Raw genomic sequence first — 25,971 nt, forward strand, 5'->3', positions numbered from 1 at the left:
AATTACGGCTCCTCAATTTGGTTCGCATGGGCGTTAGCAGTTGGACTATCCATCAAGTTGTCGCTCTCGACATAAATCTTGTGCCACATCATGAAGGTCAAGACGGTCCATAGCTTCCGAGAGTTATCGCGAACCCCGGCTTTATGGTCATCTAATAATTTTAAGAAATAATTTTTGTTGAAATACTCATCGGTCTGGGAGTCATTGATGATTTGTTTAGCCCAATCATACATTTCATCCTTCAACCAGAATCGAATTGGGACTGGGAAACCAAGCTTCTTACGATGCAAGACGTGGGCTGGAACAATATCTTCCACGGCTTTCCGTAAGATATATTTCGTTGTGCCGTGGCTGATCCGCAAGTCTGCTGGAATCTCAGCGGCCAAGTTATAAACTTCACGGTCAACGAACGGGGTCCGCAATTCCAAACTATGCGCCATCGTCGTCCGATCCGCATTATGCAACAAGTCACCGTTTAACCAAGTATGCATGTCGATGAATTGCATCCGGCTGATTGGATCATAGTCGACAGATTCATCGTAAAATGGTTGCGTGATGGATTGGAACGGATGGTTCGGATTATAGTTTTTAAGGAACTTTTGTTTCTCTTGTTCGCCGAAGATAAAGGCATTACCGACGTAGCGGTTTTCAAGTGGCGTCGTCCCACGCATTAAGAAGGAGCGTCCACGCATCCCTTCAGGCATCATTAAGGCGATCTTTTTTAAAGCGCCATTGATTGGTTTGGTGTAACGGAATGGTTTCAATGATTCGGGTTCGTGATAGATCGTGTAACCCCCGAATAATTCATCCGCACCTTCACCAGTTAAGGCGACCTTAACGTGTTTGATTGCTTCCTTGGCTAAGAAATACTGCGGCACAGCAGCCGGGTCAGCCAACGGATCATCCATACTCCAAACAAAGTGTGGGAAGGCCTTCATGAAGGCTTCTGGCGTAATAATACTACTATAGTTCTTGACCCCTAAAATCTGCGCGGTTTCTTGAGCCACGTCTAATTCACTATAGCCTTCGCGCTCAAAACCAACCGAAATGGTATTCAAGTTTGGATTATAGTTTTTGGCAATTGCTACTATAATAGAAGAATCGATTCCACCAGATAAGAATGAGCCAACAGGAACGTCTGACCGCATATGGATCTTAACGGAATCAATCAAGGCTGCCTTGATCTTTTGGGCATATTCATCCTCTGATCGTTTGACCGGATGAAATTCACGATGATAGTACCGTGTGATCTGTGGTGCTGAACCTAATTTCTTGATTAAAGAACAACCCGGTGCCAGCATCTTGATTTCTTTGGTCAAAGTTTCTGGTTCGGGAACAAATTGGAACGTCATGTAGTCTTGTAAAGCGTTTTGATCGAAAGTCTTATCTTTCAAGATCTTGTAGATGGCTTTACTTTCAGAAGCATAGTAGAAATCTGATCCTTGAACGGCATAATAAAATGGCTTAATCCCAAATTGATCACGCGCTGCAAAGAGGGACTTTTCCTGTTTATCCCAAATAACAAACGCAAACATCCCGCGGAAGTATTTGGTACAGTCAGCCTTATATTTGGCATACATACCCAGAATAACTTCAGAGTCGGAATTCGTTTTGAATTCATAACCTTCAGCTTTGAGTTGTTCACGTAATTCAATATAATTGTAGATTTCACCATTAAAGGTCATCCAATAACGTTCATTATCATAAGAAAGTGGTTGATGACCACCCGCTAAATCAATAATACTCAAGCGACGGAAGCCCATCGTAATGTTATCATCGGCAAAGTAACCATCATCATCGGGACCCCGATGGACAATCATCTTTGTCATTTCGTGGATGGTTTGATCATAAGCTTCATTATCTGCTTTGGTCCGATCAGTTAAGCAACCAGCAAAACCGCACATGTGTGTTCATCTCTCAATCTGTAAGTTTAAGTTTTTTAGTAGCGCAAGCGTATGCTTGTTTTGTTGTTAATTTACCCGATTTTACCGTTTAAGTAAAGCAATCATGGGCATTGTAACGGATTCTTACCGAATTGCCATCTTTATTTGACAAGAATTTGGGCAATTTCGGTATCGAAATAAAAATATTCCGTTTATATCAAAACTTAATACGTATACTTGAACTATTATACTTGCTTTAAGCGCTAAGATAAAGATTATTAAACGTTTCGTAGCGGTTACAAAGTAAAATAAATTTAATATAATTGACTTTCAAACGACATCAAAACCCGTTGATTCCAGCTTGAATATTACAAAATATTACGAAAACCCCGTTTTATTACAGTGTGAGGGTGAATTAGTAATCTGTCTGCTATTAGTTTGTTACATCCAGTCCGTATACTTAGCTTCTGTTGTTAAGTCCGGTAACCAAGTGGTGCCGACTTTAAGAAACTACCCAAAAATTACAGGAGTGAAACTATTTATATGAAGATCAAGAGTTTACTATTATCAACTGCAGCCGCGGCTAGTTTGTTTGTCCTCGGCACAACTGCTGCCAACGCCGACACTGTTACGGTTAAAGCTGGCGACACCGTTAGTGCACTGGCAAATACTTATAACACCACGATTTCAGCAATTGAAACAGCTAACTCATTAGCGAACGTAAACTTAATTTACGTTGGCCAACAGTTGGAAGTAAATGGCACGACGACTCAAGCTGTGGTAACGCCAGCTTCCCAAGCACCGGCCCAATCACAGGCGCCTGCTTCGCAAGCACCAGCTCAGTCTCAAGCCCCTGTACAATCACAGGCACCAGCATCACAAGCGCCAGTACAGTCACAAGCACCTGTTCAATCACAAGCAGCTTCAGCAGCGCCAGCAACCACGACGCCGAGTGCCCCTGCACAATCGAGTGCAGCACCCGCAACGACGTCTGGTTCTGACAGCGCAGCTAAGGCTTGGATTGCGAACAAAGAATCCGGTGGTTCATATACTGCAACTAATGGCCGTTACATTGGTAAGTATCAATTAGATTCAGCTTACTTGAATGGTGACCATTCAGCTGCTAACCAAGAACGTGTTGCTAACAACTACGTTTCATCACGTTACGGCTCATGGGCTGCAGCACAATCATTCTGGCAATCACACGGCTGGTACTAAAATCAGCTTAGTTTATAATGAAAGTTTCTTAAAAACGCGCCAACATTCCTCAGTGGATGTTGACGCGTTTTTTTAGTTAAGTGTTGGATAAGGATCAGGTAAGTGATTCGCCAATTTTTCAGCCTTGGCAAATTGACGTTCGGCGGTAATGACTTGTTTGGCATTGGAAGCACTATAAATGTTGAGTTTAAAGTCGATCTCTTGCAAATTGTCCCGGATTTTTTGCTGCTCAGCCAAAATTGCTGCTCGATGATCACTCAGCAGTTGTCGTCGTTCTGGAATGGTCTGAGGTCCAGCCATCACCGCGTCAATATAACGACGGATGGTGGCAATTTTCATGCCAGTATTTTTCAAGCAGGTAATCGTGCGTAAGAGTTGTAAGTCGGCATCGGTAAATTCTCGGTAGCCGGAGTCATTACGGCTGACAAAGGGCAAGAGTCCTTGCTTGTCGTAGAAGCGCAAGGTATAGATGGATAGATGCGTTTTTTCAGCGACTGTTTTGATGGTATAAGTCAAAAATTTTCCTCCTGAGCTTGCCCTAGAGTGTTGTCGAGGGTTTATGATATGACCAGTTTAAAAGAATTAAACTTAAAATACAAGTAAACAGGAGATATCATGATGAAAAAAACAGTATTGGTGACTGGTGGCAACGGTTTCTTAGCCCTATGGTTGATTAAAGGATTATTGCGACAAGGTTATGCGGTCCGCGCAACGTTACGGTCAGAATCAAAGGCAGCCGAAGTGACCGCAGCTTTGACGAGTCAAGGACTCACGTCGTTAACTGATTTGCATTTTGTCGAAGCCAATTTAACTAAGGATGCTGGGTGGGCAGCGGCAATGCAAGATGTCGAAACGGTGATGAGTGTGGCAGCGCCAGTGTTCGTCAATGGTGAGTCTGTGGCTGATCAAGTTGTTCAAACCGCTAAGCAGGGAACTTTGCGGATCTTAAAAGCTGCTGAGCAAGCTGGGGTCAAACGAGTCGTCATGACGGCAAATTTAGGCGCGGTTGGTTTTAGTCGCTTAGATCATCAGGGCGTGGTCACCGAACAAGATTGGACCAATCCTGATCAACCCGGGCTGTCCTTATATGAAAAGTCTAAACTATTGGCTGAACAGGCGGCTTGGAACTTTTCACAAAATTCAAAATTAGACTTGGTAACCGTCAATGCCGGGGCCATGTTAGGCGCGGCGATGGGACAACACGTCTCTGGAAGCTTTGGCTTGGTACAACGTCTATTGACTGGACAAGTCACTCCTAACTTTAAGGTGAACGTGGTGGCTGCTCAGGACGTTGCTGCAATGCACATTTTAGCGATGCAAACACCGAATGCGGCTGGACAACGATTTTTGGCGGTCGCAGATCAGGCCATTACGGCTAAAGAAATCATGACTTTGATCAAAACTCAGCGTCCAGCACAAGCGACACAGTTACCCAAGTTGCTCTTACCGACTCCAATCGTGCGATTATTAGCACCGGTAATGCCACAAATCAAAGAAGTTAATCTGATGATGCGTGTGAATCACCAAGTCAGTAACCGTAAAGCTCGCACGATTTTGGGGTGGCAACCAAAAAGTTCAGCGGCCGAGACCGTATTAGCTGCAGTTGACTCACTGACTACCAAGTAAAAGTCCGTTATTGGTTAAATAAAAGCACTCAGCAGTTGGATTAACAGTTGCTGAGTGCTTTTAAACGATCATTAACCCCAGCCAACTAAGCGAAGTAGCGCCATGGCGATTACACCAGTAATGACGACGGCTAGCAAGCTCTTGGTTAAGACGCCAGCGAGGATCGCGGGAATTGAGGCATAGATGTTTTCGAGATTAAAGCCAGGCCATTGTCCAGCGTGATAGACGAGTAGACTTTCAACAAAAATAGCGGTCATGATGGCGACTGGCACAAAAGAAAGAAAATCGATCAGCCATTTGGGAACCGTTAAATTTTTGATGATGGCAAAGGGAACCACACGAGAGAGCCATGTGACCAAGCCAGAGAGTAAGATGGTGACGAGCACATAATTAGTCATGAGCGGTCACCGCCATTCCAAAACCGCAACCGAGTAACGTAGCAATCAGAAGCGCAATATTGCCTGGGAAAAAACGCATGAGAAAATACATGGCAATGGCGACGAACAGGACGACCAACAGCTGTGTTTTGAGAGTCTTACTGCGGTCGGTAATAATTTGCAGATAAAGTAGACCAATAAACATGCCAACAACGGCAAAATCCAGGCCAAATTGATTCGGGTCAGCGATTAAATGTCCCAGTAAACAGCCGACGACGGTGGCGGCTGCCCAGACCAAATAAGCAATAATATTGGCAGCGTGAAGCCACCGTGGTCGTAGCTGATGATCGGTTTGATTGATTTTGTTCATGCTCAGTGCAAATGTTTCATCTGTTAGTAGTGACCCCAGTGCCAGATTTTGCCACAAAGAATCTTTCTTAAAATATTGAGCAATCGACATACTCATGAGAATCATTCTTGAATTAATGAGAAAGGTTGAGAGAACGATGGCAGAGATGGGACTGCCGGCCAGTAGCATACTAATGATGATGAATTGTGCCGAACCAGCATAGACAATGAGCGACATGAGTAGGACGGCCAAGACCGACAAATGGCTGGTGTTAGCGACAATGCCCATAGCTAAGCCAACGCCGATGTAGCCGAATAAAGTCGGGATAACGTCTTTAAAACCACTTTTAAATGTTAAACTTGCATCCATATGTATTCGTGAAACCTCCTGATTGAAGATGGGACCGAAATTGGGTGATGGCACGGTTAAGCCGCGTCTGGTCAGGGACAATTATCGGGTCAGCGTTAATAATTTCTAGTGTACACTTTTTGGTGAAAATAATGAAGAACTTTATCATTACATTTTAATGCTGCAGTCACGAAATTATTACTTGCATTTGGTACTGGCTGGGCGTAACATAAGCTCATTGATTTTTTGAAAGGACAAATGGTGAGAGAAAATGACTCTGGAACAATTAGCAGCCCGTAGTGGGGTCGCTGCTGATAAAATCGTTGCTTATACACAAGCTGGGTTGTTGCCATGTAAAGATGCGCGGGCAACCTTTAGCGCCGACGATCAATATTGGCTAGATATGGTCAATTGCTTCTTAGAAAATGGCTCATCCGTTGAGGACTTAAAAGATTTGATGCCACTATGTGAACAATGTGCCACCAATTAGGCCGAAATTAGGATACTGCAATGATATGAGCGAGTCTGAGTCAAATCAGGCTCGTTTTTTGTTGCAATTTTGTCAGAGTGAGCGGACGCCCAACTTCACCCGGGAAATAATTGTGCCTGCCAAGTGCCAATCTCTTGGTGACCTTTCAGCTTGGTTAACCCGTATTTCAGCGGTGGAAAAAATATGAACAAAAACAATAGTCGCCGACATTAGTGATGATTAACTAATGTCGACGACTATTGTTTGTCAGAGTGAGCTTATTTCGATTGTTTAACGGTTTTAATCATATTTTGCATGGCTTTAGCTTGATATTGTGCAGCAGCCTGTTTTTCAAGGGTTGCCATTTGGGCTTGCGTCATTGCTGGATTCTTCACCATTGCGGTTTTGACAGCATTTTGAACGTAGACCTTGGCTTGTGCCTTTAAAGTTGTGGACTGTTGCTTAGCAAGCTTGCTAAGCTGTTTTGCTTGCGACGTGCTGAGCACGACCCAAGTCTTTTGAATATAGAACGTATTGGTCCGTTTAATCAATTGATTGTCGTTATTGGCAATTCCAAACCAGAACTTGGCAGCGTTGCTCTGATACATCCAACGAGTGGTCTTGGTGACCAACTTGGTCGAGCCAGTGGTGGTCTTCACGTGATTAGCCGTATTGACGTTAGCTTTAGTCGTGCTGACCTTTTTCTGATCTGTCATGGTTTTATAAATGTAAACGCGGTTTTTGTCCGCGGTGCCAATCGATTGATACAGGAGCATGTCCATCTGGCTACTACCGGCGGACTTTAGTGGCACGGTTTTAGTCGTGGTGACCTTTGTCATTCCCAGGTGTTGGCTATCATTTTCAATGACTAAGACGAGTGAAGCGACTAGGGCGATACCGAAGATGGTCGTTAAAATGAGACGAGTAGCGTTTTGATGCATGTACACGAAGGTCAAGAATAACGCAATCGCGCTGAATACTAAAACAACGAGAATCATTAGTCATCAACCTCCTTTGTAGTTGGTTTAATGGAATGTTGTTTGTCTTGCATGAAGAATGCGACGACTAAACCAACGACACAGAAAGCGACGGCAACATAGAAAGCTGCATGATAACCACTTAAAGTTGCATTGAAATACTTATCTTGATAGGCCAATGGTTGGCTCTTGAGTAAGCTTTTAGCAGGGGCTTGTGACGTGGTAACATTGGACAATACTGAAGTTAAAATGGCCGTCCCGATTGAACTAGCAATTTGACGAACCGTGTTGTTAACCGCTGTTCCATGACCCATCATGTCGAGTGGTAAAGCATTCATGCCGGCAGTTGTTGCGGGCATCATAACCATCGAAATCCCAAACATCCGTACAGCGTACAAAATAACGATGTAAATCGTTGCTGTAGTCCGAGTAATGAACATAAATGGAATCGTCCCGGCAGTTAATAGGAACATACCTAAGATGGCTAAGCGTTTGGCCCCAAAGCGGTCAAACGCTTGACCAGTAATTGGACTCATGATCCCCATCATTAAGGCACCAGCCAATAAAGTTAAGCCGGAATCAAAGGCAGAGAACCCATGGATGATCTGCAAATAAAGCGGAATAACCATTTCGGCGCCGACCATCGCCATGTTGGTGACTGAACTTAAAACGGCGGCGACGGTAAAGCGAACGTGTTTGAAGACGCGGAAGTCTAGGAATGGTTTTGCCATCGTTAATTGGCGCCAAACGAATAGTACGATCCCGATGACCCCAATGACTAGAGTTGTTAATACTTTGGCAGAAGTCCAGCCATCATCACCAACGGATGAGAACCCATAAAGTAGGCTCCCAAAGCCTAAGGTGGATAACGCTAAGGATAGGAAATCAAGTTTAGGATCAGAAGTTTCGAGCACGTTGGCCATGAAGAAGAAGCCAGCGATTAAGACAACGGCAACGATTGGAATAATCATGCCAAATAAATCGCGCCAGCTCATGTTGTCAATCACCCAGCCAGAAAGGGTCGGGCCAATCGCAGGCGCCAGGCCAATAACGATCCCGGCCATCCCCATTGCGGCCCCACGTTTATCAGCAGGGAAAATGGTGAGCATAATGGTTTGTAAAAGTGGCATCGTTACACCGACGCCGACCGCTTGAATCAAACGGCCAGTCAGTAAGAATTGAAAATTAGGTGCGGTAAAACAAATAATCGTTCCAATTTCAAAAATTGTCATGGCTGATAAGTACAACCATTTGGTACTAAAACGGGTACTTAACCAGGCACTGACCGGAATCATGATCCCGTTGACCAGTAAGAAACCGGTGGTCAACCATTGAACGGTGGAAGTTGTAATATCGAAAGCCTTCATCAAAGTTGGAAAGGCGGTCGTTAAAATCGTTTGGTTCAGGACGGTACAGAACGTCCCAATTAATAGTATGGCAATGAGTAAACCGCGATTATACGGTTTCCCATTGTTATCAACAGCAGTTGACAAGTAAATCCCTTCTCTCTAAAAAACTACGTTGTCTAATATAAGCGGATTTTATGTATTTGTCAACAAACTTGACATTAATATCAAAAATTATATACTTAGTATTGGAAATTTAAGAAAAGAGGTCGTTTCGTGAACAATCAGAATACAGAATTTTTAAAAAATTTGAAAGCACAAATTAATAAGCACAAATTTACCGTCGGCATTAGTGACCTCGCTAAGACCACGGGCGTCTCACAAACGCAACTTCGCTATTGGGAACAAAAGGGTTACATTCATAGTCAAAAGGTGACCGAGAAAAATACGACCCATCGATTTTCCTATGGTACCTTGATGCGGGTTCATTTCATCAAAGCGATGTTGGATGAAGGATTTACCTTAGCGTCGGCTGCACAACGGGCAACTGAACAAAGTACGCAGATGGAAATGATGCGAATTTTTGTCACGAATGCGTTTCAAGGCGTGGAAGAGCGTGAGGGTCATCATATGATTAATCTGGGTTATTTTGATGAAGCCCATACGCAAAATTTATACGTTTATATTGTGGATAATGAGGCACATTACCGGGTCTATCCGAAAAAATAATCGCATCGTGCCGGCTTCTAGCTTGTGAAACCGTTTGATTAATGGTAGATTTAAGTCGGTAAGTATCGGTAAGTCATGCGGACAACAAGTTTCCCACTCGTCAATCGATCTTATGGCTGGATTGACCGTTGTCATGTTGGTCGTGTTTTGAAGTTTAACTTTGCGAAGAGATTTACAACAGAGCGCGAAAGAAGCGCTGAGAGATGCCTGGGCCATTCCAGGTAGTGATCGTGCATAAAACAACGTGTAATTGAATCTAGAAGTAGTTTTCAATTGTCCGGTGATGATACTTACTAGTAGGGCCCAAGTGCTGTGGGAAAGCTTGGGTCTTTTTTATTAAGAAAAAGAGTGCAAACAACAGCGGGTTGCTTCCGAGCATAGCCTAGTCAGCGGTATCATGCGGGTTTAGCATGGTGCCGTTGACGTAGCTAAGCGGAGGACGCAGCTGTGGTTTGCACGTTTCGACTATTGAGGTAGGAACCAATTGCTCGGTGGTTTTCCGAGTGGTTGCTTAACCGGGATAAGCGGAGCCCGCAGTCGAATTTTGCACGTTTCGGCTATTCATATCGTGAGAATGGTATACAACCAAGCTCATAACCGTGTTTCACACGATAAAAGTTCCCAGCAAAAAGGCGTCGGACTTTTTATCAAGCCAGACGCCTCAAAGTTTTAAGTTGATTATGAATTAGACAGTTGTGCGAAATGGCTTGCATACCATTCGTCCCAAGTCATTGCCGGATTACCACTTTCAAAGTATTTTTGATCGAGGTTGTCAATGAGATGTAGATAGTCTTGATAAGAGAAGTCAATACTATCCTTTAAACGTTGGGCTTTGGTCATGAAGCGGGCTAAGTTCAAATGTTCATTGATATCAGTCATATTGTTAACGACTGGGTAGTTGGACATTAATTCAAGATTGTTAGCATCATAGAGACGTTGATAAAATTTAGCAAAGTCTTCAACTGCTTTATGTTGTAAGCTATCATTAAGTTGGGTAATGGATAATTGAGCATCATCATTCACGATGCGGTTCCTCCTTAGATTTGAAGCACGATCCGAAAAAATAAAATTTTTACAACGGCTGTAACCCGAAAGTCACAGTTTTGCGCTACAATTTAATTATGGCACGATTGCTGTGGCTTTTCAAAGGATTGTCAAAATTGCGACGCTTAATTAACTAGTAGCAAAAAGATGGTAATTGGTGTACGATACACTAACTAAGCAGGTTAAACGGCAAGATAAATTTAGTTGAGGTGAAGTAAATTCATGACCCCCATGAAGGAAGATTACTTAAAAATTATTTTCGAACTTGGTGGTACGAAGAAAAAGGTGTCGAATAAGCAAATTGCATTAAGCTTAGACATCGCGGCCGGCTCTGTAACAGAAATGGTCGGTAAATTAGTACAAGATGGGTTAGCCAAGCATACCCCGTATGCGGGTATCTCATTAACAAAGCAAGGTATTCGATATGCGGAAACCTTGGTTCGGAAGCATCGTATCTGGGAAGACTTTTTAGTTGATAAATTAAATTATGATCTACCAGATGTGCATTCGGAAGCTGAAGTTTTGGAACATGTTACCAGTGAACGGTTGGTCGATTCCTTGGAATCTTTCCTTGGACATCCAACCCATTGTCCACATGGCGGCGCAATTCCAGATAAGAATGGGCACTACACGGAAGACAGTCATACGGCACTTGCCGATACCGAAGATGGGACAGTTGTTTCCATTGAACGGTTTATTGACAATCATGATTTGTTAGTTTACTTGCATGACATCGCCTTGAAGATTGGGCAAGCCGTGAAAGTCATCAAGCATGATCCGTTTGAAGGCCCCGTGACGATCGAAGTCCAAGCCACGGGCCAACAGATTCCAGTGAGTTACAAAGCTGCGCACAATATTTTTGTAAAGTAGCTGGAATCTTCGCATCATCCTGAACAAAGCGGAGCATTAATCGCCTAGATATTCTGAATTTTTAATGGCTTAATAAAAGAATTTAGGAAATACGCTTGATTCGCTATCCTTTTCGAAAACAATATGCTACAATTACTCTTGTAGCTTGGTTAGGTAATTTTGGTCAGATCGTTTCAATAAACTATCCCCATTTGCACCGAATCATGATTTACATTAATTTATATGTGCAAAAAAGCACTAGGAGGATTTTTTATTATGGAACATGGAACAGTTAAATGGTTTAACGCCGACAAAGGTTTTGGTTTTATCACTCGCGAAAACGGTAGCGATGTATTCGTACATTTCTCAGCTATCCAAGAAGACGGCTTCAAGACTCTTGAAGAAGGCCAAGCTGTATCATTCGACGTTGAAGAAAGCGATCGTGGCCCACAAGCAGTTAACGTTACTAAAGACTAATTAACGGCTTAAACGGCTTCTCTCTAACTTGTTAGAGAGACTTCAAAAACCGGTTATGAAGGGAAACCCTCATGACCGGTTTTTTTCTGGACTTTTTTTCATTTAATGGTGGTCGTGGCAACAAAATTGGCTTAAAGTTAGGCTATCAAGAAATTGTGAGGTGTGGGCAGCATGACGACAGATGAATTAATTATCGCGACTTGTCTGAAAGCGGGCAAGATTATGGTTGAAAATGGCTCTGAAATTTCACGGGTCGATGATACGATGACGCGAATTGCACAGAATGCTGGCGTCGTTCAGGCCAATACTTATGTGACAATCACCGGTGTCATGATGTCGATTCAGGGTCGTAATGCGACTCAGATTGCTTCGGTGACCAAGCGGACGATAGATTTGGAAAAAGTCGCGCAAGTTAATCAGCTGTCACGTGAATTTGCCGCCCAACAAATTGACCTGCCAACTTTACATACGCGTCTGGGTCAGTTAGATCAAGCGTCACGGTCGTTTCCACTCTGGTTGCAACTCGTTGGTGCAGCACTGGTTAGTGGTCCGTTAATGATTATGTTTCGCCAAGAAACGATCAATACTTGGCCAACCGTCGTCATTGGAACGTTAGGCTATTTGGTCTTTTATTTGTTGAATCGTTATTTAAAAATTAAATTTTTGAGTGAATTAGTGGCTGCGCTATTTATTGGCTTCGCAGCTGAATGGGCGTACCAGGTCGGTTGGGGCACTAATATCAATGACATTATTATTGGGGCATTGATGCCATTAGTTCCAGGAGTGCCGTTGACGAACGCGGTCCGTGACATTTTGGCCGGCAACTTTGTGAGTGGGCCGGCACGCGCGGTCGAGGCGTTGATTAGTGCGGCTGCGTTGGGGTTTGGCATTGCGGTCGTGATTACACTGTTTTGAGGGGGCGTACGGATGGGTATCGTTGGACAACTTATTTTAGCGTATTTAGCCGTTTTAGGCTTTGGCTTGATTATCAATATTCCCCGACATGCGCTAAATCTGGCCGGTTGGATTGGCACGTTGACTTGGGGCTTTTATTTAATTGTTCAGGCTTTTGATGGTGGCATCGTACTCGGCAGTTTCATTGGTTCCGTGGGGATTGGCGTTTTGAGTAGTTTAGCGGCGCGCTATAAGAAAATGCCCTCAATTATTTTTAATATTCCGAGTCTCGTTTCATTTGTACCAGGAAGTCAGGCTTACCAGATGGTTCGAAATTTTGCCTTAGGAAAATATGATCAAGCGGTTGGCTTCATGCTGCAAGTGGTTGTGATCACCGGGGCAATTGCACTAGGCTTTCTAGTTGCAGAATTATTAAATCAGTTGATCGCATTTTGCCGTCTACGCTGGCAACAAGTGCGTTCATAATTAAGCGGTGGTCTTCACGAAAATAGTGATGACCATTTTTTTGTACTGATGACTTGCCTTCTAGCTACTCGAAGCTAGTATGATAATGGTACATTAAAAAAATGGGGGATTAACAGATGTCACGAAAATTTATGACCGTATTAATTAGTTTAGGTTTGGCGCTGACGGTTGGTTTGGCCGGTTGTGCACAACACGTTAAAGCAAACAAGTATGTTCAGAGCACCACACCAACGTTGTTTTTTCACGGCGGTGGTAGTAGTTACCATGCAGAAGAGCATATGGCGGATGCGGCTAAGCAAGCTGGCGTCACTAACACGATTATTCGTGCAATGGTCAGTAAAACGGGTCACGTTAAGTTGGTGGGTAAGCTTAAAACTGGCGCTATCAATCCGATTGTGGAAGTGAACTATGCTAATAATCGAGAATTGAATTATCGCAAGCATGGTCAATGGGCGACCAATGTGGTTGTGGCGCTGCAAAAGCAGTATCACTTCAAATCAATTAATATGGTCGGCCACTCATTGGGGAATATTTCGTTGATTTATTATTCGTTAGCCAATGCCGGGAATCATAAGTTACCGAAGTTGCGTAAGCAGGTAGATATTGCTGGTCACTTTGCTGGTCTAGATTTTAAAGGGATGCCAGCTAGTGTCACTCAGCCAGCCGGGTTGAAATTGAATGCCGCTGGCAAACCGAATCAGATGAATGCGACTTATCGCGAAATGACTAAATTGCGTCAAGTACTGCCAAAGAATCAAGTTAAGGTATTGAATATCTATGGCAATATCGGCGGGCATACGGATGGTACGGTACCAAACGTTGCCAGCTTATCCTTGAAATATTTAGTCACACCACGGGCTAAATCTTATCAGGAAAAAGAATTTACAGGAAAACTTGCCCGGCATTCGAAATTACATGAAAATCCACAAGTAGATCGTACTTTGATTAAATTTTTGTGGGGGAAATAGATCGTAAAAAGACACCAGCCATTGGATTTGCTGGTGCCTTTTTATAACCTTATTGTCGAATTCGAGTGAGCACTAGCGGTTGATGAGGGTCACGCGTCAGTTCCCAAACTTCGGTAAAGCGTTCAATATAAGTTTTATCATAGCTATTTTGATTATAAGCGGCGGACTGGTCACTGTAGACAAAGTAATCGCGGGCTTGAGCGGTGACGACCACATTTAGATGCGTTGGCGCCGACGTGATTTCTTGTGCTAAATCAATAATAACTAGTCCCTCTAATTGATCAGTTTTATGTTGTTGCCGATAGTTGTTTAGAATTCGCCGTTGTTTGGCAAAATAGCGGGGAGCCATTAATTTGCTGAGGGTGTCGAGGTCATTTTTGGTCCAGGCAGCCTCAACTTGATAGAAAAAGGGTTCAAATTCAGCACGCAACTCGTCAGGTAATGGCACGGTATTTTGAGGCTCAAGTCGTTGGGATTGACGGCGTTGCCAAACGCGGCGTAGTCCCGGCGCAAAGAACAATAAGCCAAAGCCACCAAAAATAATGACATCAAAAATGTTTGTCCGATGATAGTAACCGCCGCCATAATAACCACCACCATGATAGTAGCCACCGTTGTCATAATCGTTATGATTAGAAGTTGTGGTCCCACCACTGGGACTCCCGCCAGTGCTGCCGCCACCCCCAGTACTACCGCCGGCGCGAGCCATGGCAGTCAGTGGATTTAATAATAGTGCCAGTGTCAAGACAAGTATCAGTAGGAATTTTTTCAAGGTTGGCATCCTTCCGTTAGAAAATTAGTAAGTTAAGCTTACCATATCCGTTGGTCGTTAAAGTGAGACTGACAAAAAAGCCATCAAACTATCATAAAAAACAGTTTGATGGTTTTGGGTTATCGAAATGAGTTGCCGTTAGTTTGATAATGGGGTGGATTCAGCGGCATTAAAGACCCAGTGTGCGTTAGCAGATTTTTGGTAAGCCATTTCAGTGACTTTGCCCGTTTTTATCGCGGTAAAGATAAATTTAATTTCATCGTTATTGCGAGTCGCATAACGAACACTCAAGCCATTGCTTGGATCATCTTTGATTTTTTCAACGGCGGCACCCAAAGCGGGACCGTTAATATAGTCACTGGCCAGTTCAAATTTTGGTTTTGACATGTCATTTCAGCTCCAAATTAAAGAATGTCTCATTATAACACGCGGCTTTACCGGGTTAATACCGTGTTGCGTTCATAAATAGATCTGTCCGTCTCTGGAAGCCAGCTCGTTTGCTGTGGACTACCTGCGTCTGTGCGGCGTTTCCGAGCCAAAAGTAACATCTTAAAAGTCGGTCAAACACTAACCTGGGAAAACTCGCTCACTCAGCTTAATGTTTCAATACGGCAAACGTATTGGTTCACACCGATGTTAAATAGTGGTTGTAATCAAAGCATGGAAAATTAGAACATGCTAATAACCAATTAATATTAGAATTGCTGATTAGTGTAGGGCGGGCTGGATGATGCTCAGTGGTGAAATTTCTCAGAGTGTGAGGTCCAACGGGTGCTTCTGAGCATTGCCTAGCCATCACAATGACTCGGTGTTTTTTCCGAGTGGTTGCGATGGCGTAGCAAGCGGAGGGAGCTGTTGGACCGAACACGTTTCGAGCTGGTGAACTTCCAGCTTAGAGAAAGCCCGGCGTGTAAGACCGCACTTTGGCTCACAAACGTGGCCACCACGTTCCAGCATCAGTCCAGACCAACCGAAACGGCAATTAAAGTAGAACTTACAAAACAACCACACCGTTTTCATGAATGGGTGTTAGAACGCAAAAAAAAAGTCTGAGAAATTTTCCCCAGACTGTTTTGTGTTTAACTATATTATTTACCGTACAATGAGCCAGTTGTGGCTGATTTCAGATCTAATGATTTCCGTAAAACATTGGTGACCCGTTGCTTTTCAGTTTGTGGTACCACTTCAAAGGATTGACCACTGATCATCTTACCGGAACCTTGAGCATGATCCGAAACGATATTCTTGGTTGAAGCACGATAGTTCGAAACGATGCTGGTTAAGTTACTGAACGTTAAATCGGTTCGAGTTTCTTTGGCTAAGGACTTCAAGAAGTCTTGTTTCATCAAGTTAGTGGCATTGGTGCTTTCACTAATGATGGCAGTGATTAATTGCCGTTGGCGTTGTTGCCGACCGTAGTCACCTAAAGGATCATCATAACGCATCCGTGAATAGGCCAATGCTTTGGCACCGTTCATATGCGTCTTAGCACCCTTGGTAAAGGTGTAGCCTTCATAAGTAAAGGTCCGGATTGGTGTAATATCCACGCCGCCGACTTCATTGACAACTTTCTTCATACCACCCATGTTGATCAAGGCGTAATAGTCAATTGGCACGTTTAACCATTTTTCAACCGTTTTAATGGTTGTCCCAGCACTACCGTAAGCGTAAGCAGCGTTTAGTTTTGATGGAAAATCCTGCTCAAAGCCAGAGACAGCGACTTCGGAGTCCCGTGGGATACTCATTAAAGTGGTTGTTTTGGTTTTGGGATTGATGGTTGCCAAGATAATTGTATCGGTCCGGCCTTTGTAGTCACGGCCCAATGCCCCGGTATCGGTTCCGAGTAACAAAATCGATACTGGCTTTTTACCACTTAAAATGGCGTCGGTGTTACGTGACTTTTTGATGCCACTGCTCTGGTACACAATCTTAGCCGCGTTCCGTGCATTGAAATAAGTTCGTGCCGCAAAGGCCCCAATCCCAACCAGTAAGACTGCTAGGATAATTAAAAGCGCGTTACGAACTGGATGCTTTTTCTTGGGACCTTTACCCCCAGAATTATCTTGATGCATCTGTGAACGACTTGGCATTTCTTCCATGAATTTTTCCTCCAATAGTTATGTAAAAACTATACATAGTTTAGCATCTTTTGGGGTTATCGGAAACAAATTTCAAACAACCCCTAAGAATCTTAAGAACCCGAATCCCGAATTCCATCATAACCGTTTTTGGACGGGAAAGGGTTGGATTTAAATTTTCTTGGTGATTTTTTAAGGTTCCGTAAACAAGATTGCGTCTATTTTAGTCATTCAGAGCCTTATGGTATAATTTTATTAATCGATAATATTAATGGGGGTTCTAATTTTGATGATCGATAAGTCGCGTAGTCGGCCGGTCAAGTTTGTCATTGCAGTCATTTTATTTGCGTATTTAAGCTATTTTATTCAGACTGGCGCAGTGGGGATTGATTTATTTGACGCTGGTTTGGCCTCGCTTGCCACGATTAAGGTGAATGGCTTCTTTACACTAGTTTTTAAAACGATCAGCTGGTTGGCATCACCCGGCCGTGATGTGTTTTGGATGGTCCTGTTGGCATTTTTGCTATATGGGTTTAAGTATAAAATTCAAGCGTTGTGGGCAGTCGTATTGATGGCGGGTGGCATGGTCTTAGAGACGTTTTTCAAGCACTTGATTGCCCGTGCTCGGCCGATTGGTCACTTGGCTACGGACGATGGTTATAGTTTTCCAAGTGGACACACCTTAGGAACATTTTTGCTAGTTGCTACGATTATTATAATTATTGTTCCGGAAATAGATAATTATCGCATCGCACAAACAGTTAAATGGATCAGTATTGTTTGGTTGTTACTGGTGATGGTTGCGCGGGTTTACATGCAAGCTCATTATCCAACTGACACAATTGGTGCGGTTTTACTAGGTTGGCTCTGGCTTGAAATCATGGAGTGGGTGTATGTAATCTACGCCCCACACTTACTGAAGTGGCGACTATGTTACCGATCCTATTTGTAAGCTGACTGAACCAAGTCAAAAACGATCTCCGAATTGGAGGTCGTTTTTTTGTTTTGACTTATTTTAAGTTAATTAGCGTGTGCTTGCAGCCAGGCTAACGCTAAATTGAACCAATGTGCCGCGTGAGGCTGATTGGCATCTGGTTTCCAAGCCGTTTGCGAATTGGCTAATGCTAAACCGTGTGGGCCGTGTTCAAAAACGTGTAATTCGTAAGGACGCTTGGCTTTGGCGAGTGCGGTTGCGTAGGCCAAAGCATTGGTGGCGGGAACTAACGGATCATCCGCGGTCACCCAAATAAAGGTTGGCCGATTATGCTGATTGACCAGTTGATCTGCTGCCATTTCAGTCGAATTAGCCGTCCATTTGGACAGGGTCGCGGCGTCTTTTGGATATCCCAGACTTGGGTTGATGACGGGGTAACTCAAAATCACGGTTGCAACGGCTAAATTTTCAGCGGTCGTTTTAAGCAACGCTGGAAGTTGATTTTGCCAATAATCGTTGTAGAGTGCGACGATGTGGCCGCCAACGCTAAAGCCAACCGGCGTGAGTTGCGTGGTGTCAATATGCCAAGCATCGGCATGTTGCCGTAATAATAAGACCGCGCGTGCGAGGTCTAAAACGGGCGCTAAACCCAGCGGTTGCTGGTCACCCAACAAAGTGTATTCCAAATAAAAGGCCTGATAACCGTGACCGGCAAAGGCAAGCGCGAGTGTTTCGGCCTGACCAACCGGAATGTGTGTATAGCCACCACCAGGGACAATAATAATGGCGGGTAACTTAGTTTGATGGGCATTTGGATCTGGTGTGTGTAGTAGTCCTGTCAATTGCGCGGGACTGTTGGTTAATTTTTGCTGAATCACTTGCATGCAATCACCTCTATTGATATGGTTAACATAACTATTATAACGCAAGCGAGGTGGCACGGTGATGCTGAAGGCAACGTCAAATTTACAAAATGAACAGCTTAAATTGCGCCCATTTGTTGCGGCAGATGCTGCTGCCTATTTTGAAATGGTGCGCGATCCGAAAGTGGCTGTTAATGCTGGTTTTACGCCCGCTAACAGTTTGGTTGAGGCTGAATATTTACTAAGCCGCCAGTCAAAGCTATCAGAAGTGTACGCAATCGTATTAATGTCCACGGCCGAAGTCATTGGCAGCATTGGGTTGTATGAGCGAATGAACTCGCAAGGTGAACCTGCGCCACAACAGATGGACCTAGGCTATATGTTGACACAAATGGCTTGGGGGCATGGCTACATGACAAGTGCGGTGCATTTGATTGTCAATTATGCGTTCCAAGATTTAAACTTACGACGATTAACCGCAAGCTGTTTAGCGCCGAATACGGCTTCGCGACTGATTTTAGAACATGCGGGCTTTCGACAATACGATCAAGTCACGCATCCGGCTTATGCTCAGTTTGGTGCGGGCCAAACTGAATTGTTTTTTGAGTGTTTACCCGCAAATGGAGATGACACAAATGCAACTCGCTAAATCATTCGAACAAGCTGCGTGCGTCGTCGTGTTATTAGCGACGCAGCGACCCGATATTCCGCTCACATCGGATGTGATTCATGAACGGATTGGTGGTTCGGCTTCTTATATTCGCAAAATTATTCGAAAATTGGTCGTGGCGGATTTAGTGGCTTCAACTAGTGGTAACAATGGTGGGGTTCAATTGGCGCGCTCGCCGGAAGCCATCTCGATTAAGGATGTGGTGCTCGCCATCGAGGGACCATTGCATACTTTTCCAGATCGTGGTTATTTTGACCAAGTCTTTAAAGATGTGGAACCCGTGGCGGATGAAGGGACTAAAGTCGTTAACGCGATCTTTTCGCAGGCCGACCAACAGTGGCTTGCTTTTTTGAGTCACCAAAAAATTGCCGCGCTGATTAAGGATTTATTAGCGGTCAGTCAGATTCCAGTCTTGAATTGGAACAACCAATCTGAAGACAAAATGGGGCAATTAAATCAAATTTTAACGCGGATGCGCGCCGCCAAGTGAGTTAATCTACAAACAGCCTGAAAATGTATGCGGTTTCGATTATTTAATTGCTGAAAACTGCAGTCTGACGTGCTTAGCTTAAAAAAATGGCTCAGAAACTTTTTTTCACAAGTGAACAATCGCTGTTATTACAAGGCTATCTATGGTATTCTAACAATAATTTTCACAATAGGAGCGAGCAAAAAAATGGCAGATAAAAAGTATTATGGTGCTGACGCAATCGTTGACAGTTTGGTCAATCATGACGTCAAGTATGTATTCGGGATTCCTGGGGCAAAGATTGATCGGGTTTTCGAACGTTTAGAACATCCGGTAAATGCTAAGAGTCCCAAGTTGATCGTGACGCGGCACGAACAAAATGCGGCATTCATTGCAGCTGGGATTGGCCGCATTACCGGTAAACCAGGGGTTGTCATGACGACTTCTGGTCCCGGTGCCAGTAATTTAGCCACTGGACTAGTGACTGCGACGGCTGAAGGGGACCCAGTTTTGGCCATTTCTGGTCAAGTTCAGCGGGCCGATTTATTGCGACTGACTCATCAAAGCATGGATAACGCTGCATTATTTGAACCCATCACGAAGTATAGTGCTGAAGTTCAAGAGCCAGAAAATGTTTCTGAAGTGATTGCGAATGCTTATCAATCTGCAGTTGCAGCCAAGCAAGGCGCTAGTTTCGTCAGCATTCCACAAGATGTGACGGATTCAATCGTGCGCACGCCAGTCATTAATCCGTTGCAGGCGCCTAAACTTGGGCCAGCTAGCCCAGTTGAAGCCACTTTATTAGCAAAAAAAATCAAAGCAGCCAAATTACCAGTATTGTTAGTGGGGATGCGGGCTTCTTCACCAGAAGTGACCCAAGCAATTCGGAATTTAGTGACAGCGGCAAACTTGCCCGTTGTTGAAACGTTCCAAGCTGCCGGCGTTATTTCACGCGATTTGGAAGCTGAACACTTCTTTGGTCGGGTTGGGTTATTCCGAAACCAACCTGGTGACATGTTATTGAAGAAGTCAGATTTAGTGATTGCCGTTGGCTATGATCCAATCGAATACGAACCACGTAACTGGAACGCCGAAGGTAAGTCTCGGATTGTGGTTATTGACGCCATGCGGGCAGAAATTGATCACAACTTCCAACCAGAAACTGAATTAGTGGGTGATATTGCCCAGACGTTAGACTTCTTATTGCCTTATATGAAGGGCTACGATATTAGTGATGACGCCAAAACTTATTTGAGTGAATTACAAGAAAAGCTGAAGACACGTGACTTTGTACCCAACATTGATGCGGATTCAACATTGAGTCATCCGCTATCCGTGATTGCCGCGTTACAACAACGTGTGACGGATGATATGACGGTGACGGTTGATGTCGGAAGCTTCTACATTTGGATGGCGCGGCATTTCCGTAGCTATGAACCGCGGCACTTGTTATTCAGTAATGGGATGCAAACACTTGGGGTTGCCTTACCATGGGCAATTGCCGCAGCGTTAGTCCGGCCTAAGACACAGATCGTTTCGGTCTCAGGTGATGGTGGGTTCCTATTTTCTAGTCAGGAACTCGAAACGGCCGTTCGTTTGAATTTGAATATCGTGCATCTGATTTGGGATGACGGTAATTATGACATGGTCAAGTTCCAAGAAGAAATGAAATATGGTGAAGATGCTGCGGTCAGCTTTGGCCCAGTTGATTTCGTCAAATATGCTGAAAGCTTTGGCGCTAAGGGGTTACGGGTGAATAAGCCTAGTGAACTAGAAGCCGTGCTAGATAAAGCTTTCAAGACGACTGGTCCGGTCGTAGTCGATATTCCAATTGATTACTCCGACAACCAAGCATTAGGTAAAACGATGTTGCCAGATCAATTCTATTAAACCGTCGTGTGAATCGCGGTTGTCAAATTGAAATGACTTTTGTATAATGATTGAGTATATCGAAAGAAGAGGACGCGATTAACAAGAGTAGCTGATTCGAGTCGGGTAGCCGATGATGATGATCAGTGAAAGGGGCAATCGCCGAAATGAACCTGACTGTTACCGTCAAGTTTGTTGGGCTTTGGTTGAATAAATCAAGGACTGTCGCAACTGGGAAACAGTTGCGGGGCGCTATCGACGATGAAATCAGCATTTAACATGACCATCTGATTAAGTCTTTTTGCGCACTTTGCAGAAAGACTTTTTATTTTGGTCAAAACGGATGCCAGAATCGGTGGAAACACTTTTAGATATAAATTTAGGACGGCGGTTAGTGTTCGATTGATGGACAATGGTGTCGATCAATTGTTGCCAACTTTGACGTCAAACTATTTTTGGAGGTTTCTGCATGGCAGAAGAACAACAGCATGAAGTGAAGCGCTCGTTACAGACGCGGCATCTCTCCATGATTGCATTAGGCGGTAGTATTGGGACTGGACTGTTTGTGGCGTCTGGTTCCGCAATCTCAACAGCTGGACCAGGTGGGGCCTTATTGGCCTATGTTGGGATTGGGATCATGGTCTATTTCTTAATGACCAGTTTAGGTGAAATGGCGACTTATCTACCGGTTTCTGGGTCATTTTCGACTTATTCGACCCGATTTGTTGATCCGGCCTTAGGGTTTGCGATGGGCTGGAACTATTGGTTTAACTGGGCGATTACGTTAGCGGTCGATATTAGTACGGCGGCAATCGTGATGCAGTTTTGGTTACCACATGTTCCTGGGTGGATCTTTAGCTTGATTGCATTGATTTTGATCTTCACAATTAATGCCCTTTCCGTACGGTCATTTGGTGAGACCGAATATTGGTTATCTTTAATCAAAGTGATTACGGTATTGATTTTCTTAGTCGTTGGGGTCTTAACGATTTTTGGTATCATGGGCAGTAATGCGACTGATCTCAGCAACTTCACGTATAAAAAAGCGCCATTCGTCGGCGGTATTCCAACAATTTTAAGTGTCTTCGTCGTGGCTGGGTTTTCATTTCAAGGAACCGAATTGATTGGGATTACGGCTGGTGAATCTGCGACACCGGAAAAGAGTATTCCAGCGGCCATTAAACAAGTTTTCTGGCGTATCTTACTTTTTTATATTCTAGCGATCTTTGTGATTGCGGCAATTATTCCTTATACTTCGAAAGATTTGTTAGGGTCATCTGCGAGCGATATCGCCATCAGTCCGTTTACTTTGGTCTTCAAAAAGGCCGGTTTAGCAGCGGCGGCGAGTGTGATGAATGCGGTCATTTTGACTTCCGTTTTGTCGGCAGCCAACTCTGGAATGTATGCTTCCACACGGATGCTCTATTCATTGTCTAAGCAAGGTTATGCGCCTAAAACGTTCGGTCGCGTCAATGGTCGAGGAATTCCGATTATGGCGTTATTTGGGACGACTTTCATTGGGTTACTGACCTTCTTGTCGAGTCTATTTGGTGATCGGATCTACATTTTCTTAGTGTCTGCTAGTGGGTTGACCGGGTTTATTGCCTGGTTGGGGATTGCTATCTCACATCTTCGTTTCCGGCAAGCCTTTGTTAAACAGGGCCATGATCTGAGCGAGTTGCGTTATCATGCCAAATTATTTCCATTTGGCCCATTGTTTGCATTCTTCCTCTGTATGATCGTCATTATTGGTCAAGACTTGCATTCGTTTGCGACCATGGATTGGCAAGCTATTGGGGTCACCTATATGAGTATCCCGCTGTTTATTGTGCTATTTTGCTACTATAAGATTCGTTACCATACGAAGCTGATTCCACTAGATAAAGTGGATCTTAGCAAACATCATTTGGACGATTAGTATTGCTTGACGGTATTTTGTAGCCGTCTCCGTGGACCAGCTCGTTCACTGTGAGGCAGACTTGCAGCCAAAGAGCGGTCGGCAAGGCGTTTTCAAGCCGAAAATCATGTCTTAAAAGTCGGCCCAGACACTGACCTGGGTAAAATCACCCAGCTAAGTGTCTCGACACGACGAACGAGCTGGTCCGCTCCGATGTTAAATAGTGATTGTAATCAAAGTATTGGTAATCTTAATATCTCCAAAATTCAATTGATATTGAGGCTACTGATTAGTGCAGGGCGGGCTGGATGATGCTCAGTGGTGAAATTTCTCTTGGCTGGTGGTTTTCCAGCTTAGAGAAAGCCCGGCTTGTGAGACCGCCCTTTGGCTCACAAACGTGGCCACCACGTTCCAGCATCGATCCAGACCAACCGGAGCGGCAAGCAAAGTAGATAGTTGTAAATAGGATAGCGATGATGTGCAGGCTTCAATAAAGTATAAAACAAAACGACCGTTGATTTGGCTGATGCCAAAATCGACGGTCGTTTTGTTGTCTTCGTTTAGCTGTTGTTAGTAAAAAAAGCTACCGATAAATTAAGATGTTGCCAAAAAATGTTCTCAGCGAATACAAATTCACAAAATCATGCTAGGCTGTGGAACAAGAAAGGCAGCGAGTAAATTTGAAAAAAACAATCGTAACTAGCATGGTATTGATTGCACTGACGAGCTTATTAGGTGGTTGTTCGACCAATTTAAGCTCAAGCAGTACGCTGTCTCACTCTTCCAAGACAGCCAAAACGCAAACCAAACGCCAAAAACTAATTAGTGCCTTGCCCAAGGGCGTGCGCTCGACAGACAGTGATTTGATTGTCGTTAATAAATGGCATCAGCATAATGAATTAAACTTTAGTAAAGCAACGGTGAAGGACATTCCGGTTCGTGAAACAATCGTAAAGCCGTTGACGGCATTTTTAAAAGGGGCGCAAGCGGCTGGCTACCCAGCGACCCTAGTTTCCGGTTATCGTTCCGTCGATTATCAAGAAACGGTTTGGAATCAGTCGATCAAGACTTATGAGGCTAAAGGTAAATCTGCCAAGCAGGCCTTGAAATTGACCAAAGAATTTGTGGCCGTTCCACGGGGGAGCGAACACCAAACTGGGCTGGCCGTCGACGTCATGAATACTAAATGGTATGATGCCAACGATAGTCAGTTGTTGTCAAAATCAGATCAAACTGCTGGGCAACAATGGCTCATTAAACATGCACCAGAATATGGCTTCGTTTTACGTTTCACGAAGACAGGTAAGGCCTCAACCGGTATTGGTTATGAATCCTGGCATTTCCGGTATGTGGGCAAAAAGAGTGCGGCCTTTATGACGAAGCACAACTTAACGTTGGAACAATATGTGTCTTTGCTAAAGGCGCGTGAAAAAGTGGCCAAGTAATCTTGCAACCAGATATTGCATTTTGACGAGGGTGTGCGTACAATATGTAGTGTTGCTTTAATAAACAGACGAAATATTGTACATGAATAAAGGAGAGAACCCCATGCTTGTAATGTCAGGAACAATCGGTGCCGGCAAGACCAGTTTGACGCAATTAGTTGCCGATCACTTCGGCTCAAAAGCGTTTTACGAATCCGTCGATGACAATCCTATTTTGCCATTATTTTATAAGGACCCTAAAAAATATGCGTTTTTACTACAAATTTATTTTTTAAATAAACGACTAGGTAGTATCAAATCTGCTTTTGCCAACGACTTAGATGTTTTGGATCGTTCAATTTTTGAAGATTCACTACTCTTCCATTTGAATGGTGACTTAGGTCGAGCAACTAGCACAGAAGTTGATATCTATGATTCCTTATTAAAAAATATGATGCAAGAGTTGCCAGAAGCACCGCACCAAAAGAGTCCTGATTTATTGATCCATATTAATATTTCGTTTGATACGATGTTAAAACGGATTCAAAAGCGGGGACGTTCCTACGAACAAATTGATCAAGATCCCGCCTTATATCAATACTATGAGACCTTGAATGATCGGTATACGCAGTGGTATGCCAACTATGATCATAGTCCTAAGATGCAAATTGATGGGGACCAACTCGATTTTGTTGCGGACGCTGATGCCCGACAACAAGTCATTAAATTAATTGATGATAAGGTTGCTAGTTTGGCTTAGTTGCCTTATAGTTATACCAGAATATTAAACACGACGCGTTTTAAGTAGACAGTCAGAGAGCCGGTGGTTGGTGTGAACCGGATGTCGAAACTCCGACGCGACAAAGTGGGCAGGTAATACTGCACGGCAGAGCCGTTATCCGTTTAAGGGTGGGATTCTTAGCAATCCTGAACTTGGGTGGTACCGCGAATCGCA

Annotated in this window: 27 protein-coding genes and 1 riboswitch; of the genes, 16 read left to right on the forward strand and 11 right to left on the reverse strand. The window is 43.9% G+C overall.

Going from position 1 to position 25,971, the window contains the following annotated elements; genetic code table 11:
• Positions 1–2: 2 nt before the first annotated feature.
• Positions 3–1,904, reverse strand: a complete 1,902-nt coding sequence (gene asnB, locus RA086_RS03965) for an asparagine synthase (glutamine-hydrolyzing) (RefSeq protein WP_308702611.1) — start codon at positions 1,902–1,904, stop codon at positions 3–5.
• Positions 1,905–2,426: 522 nt separating this feature from the next.
• Between asnB and apf the strand changes: the two genes are divergently transcribed.
• A complete protein-coding gene (gene apf / locus RA086_RS03970; protein ID WP_308702612.1) occupies positions 2,427–3,101 on the forward strand; it encodes an aggregation-promoting factor in 675 nt (224 codons plus the stop codon).
• Between the two features lie 72 nt (positions 3,102–3,173).
• On the opposite strand, the gene RA086_RS03975 is transcribed toward apf, so the two are convergent.
• Complete coding sequence (locus tag RA086_RS03975) at positions 3,174–3,617, reverse strand: MerR family transcriptional regulator (RefSeq protein ID WP_308702613.1); 444 nt, start codon at positions 3,615–3,617, stop codon at positions 3,174–3,176.
• Positions 3,618–3,716: 99 nt separating this feature from the next.
• Between RA086_RS03975 and RA086_RS03980 the strand changes: the two genes are divergently transcribed.
• Entirely contained in the window at positions 3,717–4,727 is a 1,011-nt protein-coding gene (locus tag RA086_RS03980; protein WP_308702614.1) for an NAD-dependent epimerase/dehydratase family protein, read from the forward strand.
• A 71-nt stretch (positions 4,728–4,798) separates the two neighbouring features.
• Here the strand turns inward: RA086_RS03980 and RA086_RS03985 are convergent, their stop codons facing one another.
• Both RA086_RS03985 and RA086_RS03990 read right to left on the reverse strand, forming a co-directional pair.
• Entirely contained in the window at positions 4,799–5,125 is a 327-nt protein-coding gene (locus RA086_RS03985) for an AzlD domain-containing protein (protein WP_308702615.1), read from the reverse strand.
• Positions 5,118–5,822 carry an AzlC family ABC transporter permease gene (locus tag RA086_RS03990; RefSeq protein ID WP_308702616.1) on the reverse strand — a complete coding sequence of 235 codons (705 nt, stop codon included), beginning with the start codon at positions 5,820–5,822 and terminating at the stop codon, positions 5,118–5,120. The genes RA086_RS03985 and RA086_RS03990 overlap by 8 nt, the downstream gene beginning before the upstream one ends.
• A gap of 250 nt (positions 5,823–6,072) precedes the next feature.
• On the opposite strand from RA086_RS03990, the gene RA086_RS03995 reads away from it, so the two are divergent.
• Positions 6,073–6,291 (forward strand): helix-turn-helix domain-containing protein, encoded by a 219-nt coding sequence (locus RA086_RS03995; protein ID WP_308702617.1) that lies wholly within the window; start codon positions 6,073–6,075, stop codon positions 6,289–6,291.
• Between the two features lie 257 nt (positions 6,292–6,548).
• On the opposite strand, the gene RA086_RS04000 is transcribed toward RA086_RS03995, so the two are convergent.
• Together RA086_RS04000 and RA086_RS04005 are read right to left on the reverse strand one after the other, a co-directional pair.
• A complete protein-coding gene (locus RA086_RS04000; protein ID WP_308702618.1) occupies positions 6,549–7,268 on the reverse strand; it encodes a DUF4811 domain-containing protein in 720 nt (239 codons plus the stop codon).
• Positions 7,268–8,740 carry an MDR family MFS transporter gene (locus tag RA086_RS04005; protein ID WP_308702619.1) on the reverse strand — a complete coding sequence of 491 codons (1,473 nt, stop codon included), beginning with the start codon at positions 8,738–8,740 and terminating at the stop codon, positions 7,268–7,270. The genes RA086_RS04000 and RA086_RS04005 overlap by 1 nt, the downstream gene beginning before the upstream one ends.
• Before the next feature lie 129 nt (positions 8,741–8,869).
• Here RA086_RS04005 and RA086_RS04010 point away from each other — a divergent pair, with 129 nt between their 5' ends.
• On the forward strand, positions 8,870–9,322 hold the full coding sequence (locus RA086_RS04010; RefSeq protein ID WP_308702620.1) for a MerR family transcriptional regulator: 453 nt from the start codon (positions 8,870–8,872) through the stop codon (positions 9,320–9,322).
• A gap of 678 nt (positions 9,323–10,000) precedes the next feature.
• Here RA086_RS04010 and RA086_RS04015 read toward each other — a convergent pair.
• Positions 10,001–10,345, reverse strand: a complete 345-nt coding sequence (locus tag RA086_RS04015) for a hypothetical protein (protein WP_308702621.1) — start codon at positions 10,343–10,345, stop codon at positions 10,001–10,003.
• A gap of 243 nt (positions 10,346–10,588) precedes the next feature.
• Between RA086_RS04015 and RA086_RS04020 the strand changes: the two genes are divergently transcribed.
• From RA086_RS04020 to RA086_RS04040, 5 genes are all read left to right on the forward strand, one after another.
• Entirely contained in the window at positions 10,589–11,236 is a 648-nt protein-coding gene (locus RA086_RS04020) for a metal-dependent transcriptional regulator (protein ID WP_308702622.1), read from the forward strand.
• A gap of 255 nt (positions 11,237–11,491) precedes the next feature.
• On the forward strand, positions 11,492–11,692 hold the full coding sequence (locus RA086_RS04025; protein ID WP_137617075.1) for a cold-shock protein: 201 nt from the start codon (positions 11,492–11,494) through the stop codon (positions 11,690–11,692).
• 171 nt (positions 11,693–11,863) lie between these two features.
• Entirely contained in the window at positions 11,864–12,607 is a 744-nt protein-coding gene (locus RA086_RS04030; protein WP_308702623.1) for a threonine/serine exporter family protein, read from the forward strand.
• Between the two features lie 12 nt (positions 12,608–12,619).
• Entirely contained in the window at positions 12,620–13,072 is a 453-nt protein-coding gene (locus tag RA086_RS04035; RefSeq protein WP_308702624.1) for a threonine/serine exporter family protein, read from the forward strand.
• A 116-nt stretch (positions 13,073–13,188) separates the two neighbouring features.
• The gene (locus RA086_RS04040; protein WP_407659052.1) at positions 13,189–14,040 is read left to right on the forward strand and encodes an alpha/beta hydrolase; all 852 of its coding nucleotides are present in this window, start codon (positions 13,189–13,191) and stop codon (positions 14,038–14,040) included.
• A 49-nt stretch (positions 14,041–14,089) separates the two neighbouring features.
• Here RA086_RS04040 and RA086_RS04045 read toward each other — a convergent pair whose 3' ends face one another.
• From RA086_RS04045 to RA086_RS04055, 3 genes are all read right to left on the reverse strand, one after another.
• Complete coding sequence (locus tag RA086_RS04045; RefSeq protein WP_308702625.1) at positions 14,090–14,812, reverse strand: TIM44-like domain-containing protein; 723 nt, start codon at positions 14,810–14,812, stop codon at positions 14,090–14,092.
• Positions 14,813–14,950: 138 nt separating this feature from the next.
• Positions 14,951–15,199, reverse strand: a complete 249-nt coding sequence (locus RA086_RS04050) for a hypothetical protein (RefSeq protein ID WP_308702626.1) — start codon at positions 15,197–15,199, stop codon at positions 14,951–14,953.
• Between the two features lie 701 nt (positions 15,200–15,900).
• Positions 15,901–16,911 (reverse strand): LCP family protein, encoded by a 1,011-nt coding sequence (locus RA086_RS04055; protein WP_308702627.1) that lies wholly within the window; start codon positions 16,909–16,911, stop codon positions 15,901–15,903.
• A gap of 268 nt (positions 16,912–17,179) precedes the next feature.
• Between RA086_RS04055 and RA086_RS04060 the strand changes: the two genes are divergently transcribed.
• Positions 17,180–17,842, forward strand: coding sequence for a phosphatase PAP2 family protein (locus RA086_RS04060; RefSeq protein WP_308704412.1), 663 nt, complete (start codon positions 17,180–17,182; stop codon positions 17,840–17,842).
• 68 nt (positions 17,843–17,910) lie between these two features.
• Here RA086_RS04060 and RA086_RS04065 read toward each other — a convergent pair whose 3' ends face one another.
• Positions 17,911–18,708 (reverse strand): alpha/beta hydrolase, encoded by a 798-nt coding sequence (locus RA086_RS04065; protein ID WP_308702628.1) that lies wholly within the window; start codon positions 18,706–18,708, stop codon positions 17,911–17,913.
• A gap of 61 nt (positions 18,709–18,769) precedes the next feature.
• On the opposite strand from RA086_RS04065, the gene RA086_RS04070 reads away from it, so the two are divergent.
• The 6 genes from RA086_RS04070 to RA086_RS04095 all read left to right on the forward strand — a co-directional run bounded on the left by RA086_RS04070 (position 18,770) and on the right by RA086_RS04095 (position 25,776).
• Entirely contained in the window at positions 18,770–19,336 is a 567-nt protein-coding gene (locus RA086_RS04070; RefSeq protein WP_308702629.1) for a GNAT family N-acetyltransferase, read from the forward strand.
• The gene (locus RA086_RS04075) at positions 19,323–19,847 is read left to right on the forward strand and encodes an Rrf2 family transcriptional regulator (RefSeq protein WP_308702630.1); all 525 of its coding nucleotides are present in this window, start codon (positions 19,323–19,325) and stop codon (positions 19,845–19,847) included. Before RA086_RS04070 ends, RA086_RS04075 begins: the two co-directional genes overlap by 14 nt.
• A gap of 186 nt (positions 19,848–20,033) precedes the next feature.
• On the forward strand, positions 20,034–21,716 hold the full coding sequence (gene alsS / locus RA086_RS04080) for an acetolactate synthase AlsS (RefSeq protein WP_308702631.1): 1,683 nt from the start codon (positions 20,034–20,036) through the stop codon (positions 21,714–21,716).
• 58 nt (positions 21,717–21,774) lie between these two features.
• A riboswitch (Lysine riboswitch) is annotated at positions 21,775–21,958 on the forward strand.
• Between the two features lie 206 nt (positions 21,959–22,164).
• Positions 22,165–23,613 (forward strand): amino acid permease, encoded by a 1,449-nt coding sequence (locus tag RA086_RS04085; protein ID WP_308702632.1) that lies wholly within the window; start codon positions 22,165–22,167, stop codon positions 23,611–23,613.
• Between the two features lie 659 nt (positions 23,614–24,272).
• Entirely contained in the window at positions 24,273–25,037 is a 765-nt protein-coding gene (locus RA086_RS04090) for a M15 family metallopeptidase (protein ID WP_308702633.1), read from the forward strand.
• Between the two features lie 103 nt (positions 25,038–25,140).
• On the forward strand, positions 25,141–25,776 hold the full coding sequence (locus RA086_RS04095) for a deoxynucleoside kinase (protein WP_308702634.1): 636 nt from the start codon (positions 25,141–25,143) through the stop codon (positions 25,774–25,776).
• The last annotated feature ends 195 nt before the right edge of the window (positions 25,777–25,971 follow it).

It is taken from the genome of Lactiplantibacillus brownii, from assembly GCF_031085375.1.
GTDB lineage: Bacteria > Bacillota > Bacilli > Lactobacillales > Lactobacillaceae > Lactiplantibacillus > Lactiplantibacillus brownii.

Bases quoted from the DNA above. Each gene is read 5' to 3' on its own strand.
- RA086_RS04025 (WP_137617075.1), top strand. From the start codon at position 11,492: ATGGAACATGGAACAGTTAAATGGTTTAACGCCGACAAAGGTTTTGGT.
- alsS (WP_308702631.1), top strand. From the start codon at position 20,034: ATGGCAGATAAAAAGTATTATGGTGCTGACGCAATCGTTGACAGTTTG.
- RA086_RS04095 (WP_308702634.1), top strand. From the start codon at position 25,141: ATGCTTGTAATGTCAGGAACAATCGGTGCCGGCAAGACCAGTTTGACG.
- asnB (WP_308702611.1), bottom strand. From the start codon at position 1,904: ATGTGCGGTTTTGCTGGTTGCTTAACTGATCGGACCAAAGCAGATAAT.
- RA086_RS04060 (WP_308704412.1), top strand. From the start codon at position 17,180: ATGATCGATAAGTCGCGTAGTCGGCCGGTCAAGTTTGTCATTGCAGTC.
- RA086_RS04030 (WP_308702623.1), top strand. From the start codon at position 11,864: ATGACGACAGATGAATTAATTATCGCGACTTGTCTGAAAGCGGGCAAG.
- RA086_RS03985 (WP_308702615.1), bottom strand. From the start codon at position 5,125: ATGACTAATTATGTGCTCGTCACCATCTTACTCTCTGGCTTGGTCACA.
- RA086_RS03990 (WP_308702616.1), bottom strand. From the start codon at position 5,822: ATGGATGCAAGTTTAACATTTAAAAGTGGTTTTAAAGACGTTATCCCG.
- apf (WP_308702612.1), top strand. From the start codon at position 2,427: ATGAAGATCAAGAGTTTACTATTATCAACTGCAGCCGCGGCTAGTTTG.
- RA086_RS04065 (WP_308702628.1), bottom strand. From the start codon at position 18,708: ATGCAAGTGATTCAGCAAAAATTAACCAACAGTCCCGCGCAATTGACA.
- RA086_RS03980 (WP_308702614.1), top strand. From the start codon at position 3,717: ATGATGAAAAAAACAGTATTGGTGACTGGTGGCAACGGTTTCTTAGCC.
- RA086_RS04055 (WP_308702627.1), bottom strand. From the start codon at position 16,911: ATGGAAGAAATGCCAAGTCGTTCACAGATGCATCAAGATAATTCTGGG.
- RA086_RS04035 (WP_308702624.1), top strand. From the start codon at position 12,620: ATGGGTATCGTTGGACAACTTATTTTAGCGTATTTAGCCGTTTTAGGC.
- RA086_RS04020 (WP_308702622.1), top strand. From the start codon at position 10,589: ATGACCCCCATGAAGGAAGATTACTTAAAAATTATTTTCGAACTTGGT.
- RA086_RS04085 (WP_308702632.1), top strand. From the start codon at position 22,165: ATGGCAGAAGAACAACAGCATGAAGTGAAGCGCTCGTTACAGACGCGG.
- RA086_RS04070 (WP_308702629.1), top strand. From the start codon at position 18,770: ATGCTGAAGGCAACGTCAAATTTACAAAATGAACAGCTTAAATTGCGC.
- RA086_RS04050 (WP_308702626.1), bottom strand. From the start codon at position 15,199: ATGTCAAAACCAAAATTTGAACTGGCCAGTGACTATATTAACGGTCCC.
- RA086_RS04000 (WP_308702618.1), bottom strand. From the start codon at position 7,268: ATGATTCTCGTTGTTTTAGTATTCAGCGCGATTGCGTTATTCTTGACC.
- RA086_RS04040 (WP_407659052.1), top strand. From the start codon at position 13,189: ATGTCACGAAAATTTATGACCGTATTAATTAGTTTAGGTTTGGCGCTG.
- RA086_RS04075 (WP_308702630.1), top strand. From the start codon at position 19,323: ATGCAACTCGCTAAATCATTCGAACAAGCTGCGTGCGTCGTCGTGTTA.
- RA086_RS03995 (WP_308702617.1), top strand. From the start codon at position 6,073: ATGACTCTGGAACAATTAGCAGCCCGTAGTGGGGTCGCTGCTGATAAA.